This window comes from Limosilactobacillus difficilis (assembly GCF_947387495.1).
Classification (GTDB): domain Bacteria; phylum Bacillota; class Bacilli; order Lactobacillales; family Lactobacillaceae; genus Limosilactobacillus; species Limosilactobacillus difficilis.
In genome coordinates this window covers 51967-58916 of the sequence record NZ_CANDNU010000008.1, presented here as the reverse complement: position 1 = coordinate 58916, position 6950 = coordinate 51967, and the positions used below count along the sequence as shown (strand labels likewise).

At 53.4% G+C, this 6950-nt stretch carries 7 protein-coding genes; 2 read left to right on the top strand and 5 right to left on the bottom strand.

The features are described from left to right. The first annotated feature begins 302 nt into the window (after positions 1–302). Entirely contained in the window at positions 303–755 is a 453-nt protein-coding gene (locus tag QOR82_RS02920; protein ID WP_283583271.1) for a hypothetical protein, read from the top strand. A gap of 116 nt (positions 756–871) precedes the next feature. Here QOR82_RS02920 and QOR82_RS02915 read toward each other — a convergent pair whose 3' ends face one another. The 4 genes from QOR82_RS02915 to QOR82_RS02900 all read right to left on the bottom strand — a co-directional run bounded on the left by QOR82_RS02915 (position 872) and on the right by QOR82_RS02900 (position 3886). Beyond that, complete coding sequence (locus tag QOR82_RS02915; RefSeq protein ID WP_283583270.1) at positions 872–1612, bottom strand: SDR family NAD(P)-dependent oxidoreductase; 741 nt, start codon at positions 1610–1612, stop codon at positions 872–874. A gap of 146 nt (positions 1613–1758) precedes the next feature. Beyond that, a complete protein-coding gene (locus tag QOR82_RS02910; RefSeq protein WP_283583269.1) occupies positions 1759–2247 on the bottom strand; it encodes a MarR family winged helix-turn-helix transcriptional regulator in 489 nt (162 codons plus the stop codon). Between the two features lie 22 nt (positions 2248–2269). Further along, complete coding sequence (locus tag QOR82_RS02905; RefSeq protein ID WP_283583268.1) at positions 2270–2899, bottom strand: FMN-dependent NADH-azoreductase; 630 nt, start codon at positions 2897–2899, stop codon at positions 2270–2272. A 126-nt stretch (positions 2900–3025) separates the two neighbouring features. Further along, on the bottom strand, positions 3026–3886 hold the full coding sequence (locus QOR82_RS02900) for an alpha/beta fold hydrolase (protein ID WP_283583267.1): 861 nt from the start codon (positions 3884–3886) through the stop codon (positions 3026–3028). 207 nt (positions 3887–4093) lie between these two features. Here QOR82_RS02900 and QOR82_RS02895 point away from each other — a divergent pair, with 207 nt between their 5' ends. After that, positions 4094–5068: an Lreu_0056 family protein gene (locus tag QOR82_RS02895; protein WP_283583266.1), complete on the top strand. Its 975-nt coding sequence runs from the start codon at positions 4094–4096 to the stop codon at positions 5066–5068. Between the two features lie 81 nt (positions 5069–5149). Here QOR82_RS02895 and QOR82_RS02890 read toward each other — a convergent pair whose 3' ends face one another. After that, positions 5150–6751 carry an APC family permease gene (locus QOR82_RS02890; protein WP_283583265.1) on the bottom strand — a complete coding sequence of 534 codons (1602 nt, stop codon included), beginning with the start codon at positions 6749–6751 and terminating at the stop codon, positions 5150–5152. Positions 6752–6950: the final 199 nt, after the last annotated feature.

The following is a 6950-nucleotide window of genomic DNA, read 5'->3' as shown; positions in this document are numbered from 1 at the left end:
GATTTGGTCATTAAACTAATTCTACCCGTTATGGGTTATTTTTTTAATTTATGTTGCACTTGAATTGTAAATTCTCAATATAAAAATAAGAGTTGGCAAGAAACCAACTCTTATAGTGTTGTTAAGAAATAAAGAACTCACACAAAGGAGATCTTTAGTCGCCGGGTTTCAAGGAATGATTGCCCAGCAAACATGATAGCTGGTATCGCACCGGCATGAGTTGATTAACTCATATCTATTTACCACATTTATATTATATCATTCTGCTGCAGTTGTTGCGGGAGATCTTTTTCAGGATTGGTGTGAGAATTGTAAATCTGGCCGTAAACGGGACTTATGTCACAGCCCCGCCTAATTTCTTTACTTTTGAGGACTACAGTGTTGATGAAATTGTGGCCATTGGTCGGCTGCAACTTCGCCATCAGGAAATTAAGTTTGATCAGCCAAGCACGGAAAAACGATATGCGCAGGCAATGACCGAACTCTACCAAAACACTAACGATCATAGTAATGGTCGGTGGATTCGTAACCGCAATGACGAACTGTTGCGGCAATTAGCCGTTGCCACGGCCAATAACCCTGACCATCCCTTGGACGAGATTTGGAGTGAGGATATCGAAAAAGCCTTTGGTGGCGGTGGTGACTCACGACCAGGGGACAAGCCAACGAACTTGCCGTCGAGTCAGACGCCGGATACTTTTGACTGGGGTAGCGACGACACGCTACCGTTGCTCAATGGTGATGAATTAAAATAGGGCGACCGGAATCATTTGGACAATTGGCCCGAAAATCCGTTTGCGAAGAAGTGATCAAACAAAACAGCTCGTCATCCTCTTTGGGACGGCGGGCTGCTTTGGTATGTTATGCCCTTCTACATCGGCTGGCCGGTCGAAATCTCAAAGCCGGCCGTGACGGGGATGTTTTCACCCGTGATGGCGCTGCCAGCTGCACTGGCCACGAAGTAGATCGCAGCAGCTACCTCTTCGGGTTCGATGATCCGGTGCAGGGGGCTGTGTTCAGCAAATTTTTGCTTGTCTTGGTGAAAGAGCGGGGTATTGGTTGGCCCCGGTGATACGGTATTGACCCGGATGTTGTTAGGCCCGTAGTCAACCGCCATCGCCCGGGTCAGGTTGATAATGGCACCTTTGGAGGCATTGTAGGCGGCCATCTTCCGGTCGCCGGCCATTCCGGAGACCGATGCGATGTTAACGATGCTGCCGTGTCCTTGCTTGATCATTGTTGGCAAAAAGGCTTTGCTGACCAGGAAAGTTCCCTTGACGTTGACGGCAAAGATTTGGTCCCAGTCTTCCTCACTGGTTTCGTGCACCGCGCCGTGAGCAGCGATGCCGGCGTTGTTCACCAGCGTATCCACTGACTGGAATTTGGCCAGCGTCGCTTGCTGTGCCCTAGCCACGTCAGCAGCTTTGCTGACGTCGGCGGCGACAAAACCGATCTGCTCAGACGAATAAGTAGCGCCCAACTTTTGGACTGCAACTATCCCTTTTTGTTCGTTGCGGCCGATTAACATGACGTTCCATTGATGCTGGAGAAAAGTTTCGGCGGCAGCGTAACCGATCCCGGAAGTCCCACCGGTAATAACAACTGTTGGCATTTTATCGAGTCCTTTCTTAACTGTTTGCGCCAACATTATGACATGTTCGTCGCGCTTTAGCTATTAATAATGCTTGGAGCAGTAAGGACATAGCAGATTCAACACGAAAAGCGATCGGCTTTACCCGGTCGCTTTTTGCTTGGTACTTATTTGAATTCTTCTTCCAGTTGCAAGAGATCACTCAAAAATTGATTGACCAGTTTCAGCTCGGCTGGGGAATACTTGGCGGTCAAGCGGTCGACAATTTCACATTTGATGGCTTGGTGCATCTGGTCGTGAATGGCCGCCAGCTCCCGTCCCTTGGCGGTCAGTACATAATAAATCTCCTTCTGATTGTCCGGGTGCTTCTCCGTTTGCACCAGGCCGGCCGTGGTCAGCTTCTTGGCGGCCCGGCTGATTCCGCCGCGGGTCACGTCCAGCTGTTCTGCCAGTTCGATTCCCGTCTGTTCTTGCTTTTCCAGGGCTGAGAGGATGTGAAAGGCCACGACGGAACACCGGCTTACCGCATCGCATAAGTCAGAATCGGTGAGGTGGGCCTGAATCCAGCGCTGTTCCCGGGAACCCTGGGCGTTGTTGTGCTCCATTCGCAGTCGCTGAATGGTTTGGAAAAGTTCACTTGTGTTTGCGCTGGCCATTGAATCAACTCCCATGTTGTCTTTAGAATTTAGCAGCCAGAGTCTTGGCGTCTGCCAGGGTTTGGTCCAAGATCGCCTGCCGTTGGTCACGGTGGGCGTCGGCACCTTCGATGAAGAGCTTGTCGACGTCGTTTACCCCGTAGAAGTTCAGCATCTTAGTGAGATAGAGGTCGCCCAGATCGCCCCGTGGGTCGCCGCCATCGCGGTGGTAGATACCGCCGGCCGCTTGGATGTGGAGGGCTTTTTTACCCTTGAGCAGGCCAACCGGACCTTCCGCGGTGTACTTGAAGGTCTTGTGAGCGACCGCGGTCAGGTCCAGGTACTGCTTCAGTTCCGCGGGAAGGAAGTGGTTGTACATCGGGTTGATGAAGACGTACTTGTCAGCCTTGATGAATTCAGTCAGCCAGCTTGCGTGGCGGTTGAGCAGCTGTTCTTCATCCGCGGTCAATTTTTCGCTGAACTTTTGCTTACGCCAGGCTTCCATCGTCTGGTCGTTCAACGGTGGCACGCCTTCCGGAGTATAGAGGTCGCGAATGATGACCTGGTCAGCCGGGTGGGCGGCCTTGTAGCTGTCGATGAATTGCTGGCCGACCGTCAGTGACAGACTGTTGTCGATATGGGGATGAGCTTGGATTACTAAGAGGGTTGGCATATGAATCAGACTCCTTTACTATTTTGTTGCTTGTCAACATTCTGTGCCATTATCTTACGGTGGATTTTGTTGCTTGTCAACATAATTAGCAAAAAATTAGCGAGTCCTTTGCTCGCTACTTGCAACTTAGCCAAACTTCTTATTCAACCAGTGGATGATGTCGGCCTCGACCCTGTCGGCATTTTTTTCGAATAGGATCTCATGACGCATATGTGGGTAGCGGCGGTAGGTCAGATCGCGAAAACCGGCCCGCTGCAAGGTCTTAATCGATCCCCAAACCTGTCGCGTGCTACCAGCGCAGGGGTCGTCGTGCCCGTTGAGAAAGAGTAACGGCACCGGCCGGGGACTGCGAAAATGGCGCAGCCGGCCCATGTCCTGCATCCCCTCGTAGAGATCGTTGTAGCCCTGGTTGGTGAAAGGAAAACCGCAGGCCTCATCGTGAATATAGGCCTGGACATCGCGGGGGTTGCGGCATAGCCAGTCAAAATCCGTCGCCGGGTGCTTGATCTGGTGATTATAGCCGCCGACGGTCAGCTGGTCCAGGAGGTGACTGGTTCCTTTTTCACCCTTTCGCCAAATCATCAGCTGGCTGATAGCTTTGCCGACGCGCCACAAAGGGTTGTAATAGGGAACTCCCGAGAAGATCAGTCCGTCAAAGTCCTGGTAATGCTGCAGATAACTGCGGATGATGATGGTCCCCATCGAATGGCCGAAGAGGACAACCTGCTGTCCCGGAAATTTGTCATGGACGACTCCGATATAGTGGTGGAGCTGGGCATTGAAGTTGTGCCAGCCCTTATGGCCAAAGTAGCCACGCTGATCAGCGGGGAGGTGATGGCCGTGACCGATCAGGTCGTAGCGGAGGTTGCTGTAGCCGTGATCTGCCAGGTCCTGGCAAAAGGCCCGGTAGCGGTCGCTATATTCCTGCATGCCGTGCACGAAAATCACGACTGTCCGCGAGTGTGGTGCTGTGAGAATCGACTCCATTTGTTTCTGCCGTCCTTTTTAATGATCTACGTCTATTATACGGGTTTGTAACTTGGCGAGAGCGCTTTAATTTGGAGAAGAACTCGCCAAAGCAGTTGTTTAGACGCGAGTATTCGGGCAGTTAGTGGATTTTAGCGCAGGTCTGTCGCTTCACCGTGATTTGGGATATAATGTAGTAGTTATTTCAGACTAATTGGGGGAATAGTTATGAAAAAATTGGTTTTGAGTTTGGCCCTAGCGGTGACAGCGCTGACGCTGGCAGCTTGTGGCAATAGCTCGCAAGGAGGCACTTCGTCGACGAGCAAGCAGCACAGTACCAAGCTGACGTCTAATTCGTCATCACAATCAGCGACGACGGGAACGCTGAATGCGGCGCATCTGACGCCAGCCCAAACGGCGGCCTTGGTGCTCTACTACGGGGATGCGCACATGCCGGGTGCGGATAGCAATGATTATTCGTCCCACATGGCCCGGAGCGGGCAGGGCGCGGTCGTCAAAATTTACGACAAGGACGCGGTGCCGAAGAAAGTCGGTCTGCTCTACAAGACCTACCCGGCCGGGGCGAGCCTGCTCTATTCGATGCAGCTGACCAACCCGACGAATAACGGTCACCTGGACTCGATCTATTACACGATTTCCGGCGACCAGTTCTATTTCTCTGACGGTGATGCCGGCTTGACCCATGAGGGCGTCACGACCAGCCAGATGGTGGCCTATGCCCAAAAACACGGCGGGGTCAGCCGGATCCTGAACGTAGCGAAGAACACGAAGGTTCAGGATTTGCGGGGCCAAAGCACCGCAAGCAACCAGGCGAACGCGAGCGGCGGCCTGACTACTCAGCAGCTGGGGACGCTAGTCGCCCTGTATGCCCAGCCGGACTGGTTTAAGGCTGGCGTGAAAAGCGATGCGATGTACTACGGCACTGACAAGAGTGGCTATAGTTTCGTAACGGCTAATGGGGATCCGACGAGCTGGGTTTACTTCAAGCAAAACGGCAATGACGTCACGATCAAGTATGTCCATCCCGAAGGTGACGAAACGGTGGCCGAAACACCACAGACAGTCAAGCATCTGACCGTGGATCGCTTGAAGGCGGACTACTACACGAATCAGTCGCAAAAGAACGAAGTGAACGGCTATGCGGACAAGTTGAAGCCGGAAAGCGAATATAACGACGACTAATAGAAAATGGCTGGTGCCGGGACGCGGCATCAGCCATTTTTGTATCTTTGAAGGCCATGGGAATTTGAACCAGCACAGAGTTTAATCGTCCTTCACCCGTTCGTTCAATTGCTGGGCTGCCGGGTCGACGTGCGGCAAGCGGCTCGCCACACCCCAGCGGAAGAAGAGGTAGGAGATAATGGCAATCACGATCATATCCCAGGGGTAATTGATGATTCCCCGGCCGCCAAAGCTCTTGCTGCCGAGGTAGGACATAAACGAAATGAAGACCATGTAGACGATCAGCCAGAGGGCGCTCTTGATCTGACCGCGCCACGGCCGGTGTTGATAGCGGATTTCGTAGTAGAGGTAGATCGGCAGACCGAGAGCGATCACGAAGATCACCTGGATGGTCGTCGGCCACATCGTCCAGTAAATGGCCAGGCTGGCGAGGATGAAGGCGACGGGCGCCAGCCAGGAAAGGTAGGCCGGAGCAAAAGGCCGCTTCAGGTTCGGCGCCATCTTGCGCAGCGAGATAACGATTACCGGGCCGGTCAGGTAGGCAATCAGGGTCGAGCCGGTGATCACGGTGGCCAGCAGCGACCAGTTCCGAAAGACGTTGACGATGATGATCGCCAGCAACAGATCAGCTACCATTGCAAAGCGGGGAACCATGTAGCGGCGGGCGAGCCGGCCAAGCCACTGGGGCATATGCTTGGTGCGCGTCATGGCGGCTAAGGCCCGGGATGCAGTGGCAACGAAAGCCACCCCGGTACCAAATGGCGAGACGAAGGCGTCGATGTAGAGCAGGATCGACAACCAGTTCAGGCCGAGGATGATGGCGATGTCGGCGAAAGGCGAAGTGAAGTTGATCCCGTGCCAACCGTCACGAGCCAGGGTCGTCGGGTTGACGGCGCCGATGAAGGCCACCTGGAGCAGGATGTAGATGGCGGCTGTGATGAGCATGGAGATGATTACCCCGCGTACGATGTTTTTGTGGGGGTGGATCATTTCACCGCCCATGTTGATGATGGTTTGGAAGGCGTCGTAGGACATGATGACTCCCGCGACGGCCGTGGCTTCGAAAATCGATTGGCTGCCATAGGGCATGAAGCCGCCCACGGCACTAGCGTGGAAGTTGCCTGGATGAAAGCCGCTGATGATAAGGGCCAGGATGGTCAGGGCCGGCAGGCCGATCTTAAAGAAGGAGATCAGGTTGGTGAAGCGGGTCATCAGCTTGACGGACCAGAAGTTGATGAGGGTAAAGACGATCATGAACAAGATCACGACGCCGATCCCACTGGTGGTCACCTGCCCATGGTGAAGAAAGCGGCTGGTCCAGTTGGCCCACGACCAGGGCCAGGAACTCATGTACTGGACGGAGGCAACGGCTTCCATCGGAACCAGGGTAATCAGGGAAATCCAGTTGGCCCAGGCAGCGACAAAACCAAGCAATTGGCCGTGACTATACTGCGCGTAGCGGGACATCCCCCCGCTTTCGGGAAACATGGCCCCTAGCTCAACGTAGTTCAGGGCAATGCTGATGATAATGACCGCCCCGAGGATCCAAGACAGGATGGCAGCGGGTCCGGCAACCTTGGCAGCAGTTCCCGCTCCGAAGAGCCAGCCGGAGCCGATCAAGGAGTTGAGAGCCAGCATGATACCGGAAAAAAGGGTGATTTTATGAATTGGTCGTTTCGCCATAAATGATCCTCCCAAGAGTGTGATAAATCTATTCTAGCACGCTGCTGGGGGTAGGGCTGGATGCTAGTTGGCGGCTTTGAAAATATTTCGGGCTGTTCGCGTATAAATAAAGGCCATAAAAAAACCTTCAGCGACTCAAAAATCTTGCTGAAGGTTTTGTTGGATTGGATCGGTTGATGGCTAGTACGTTGCTGCTTAG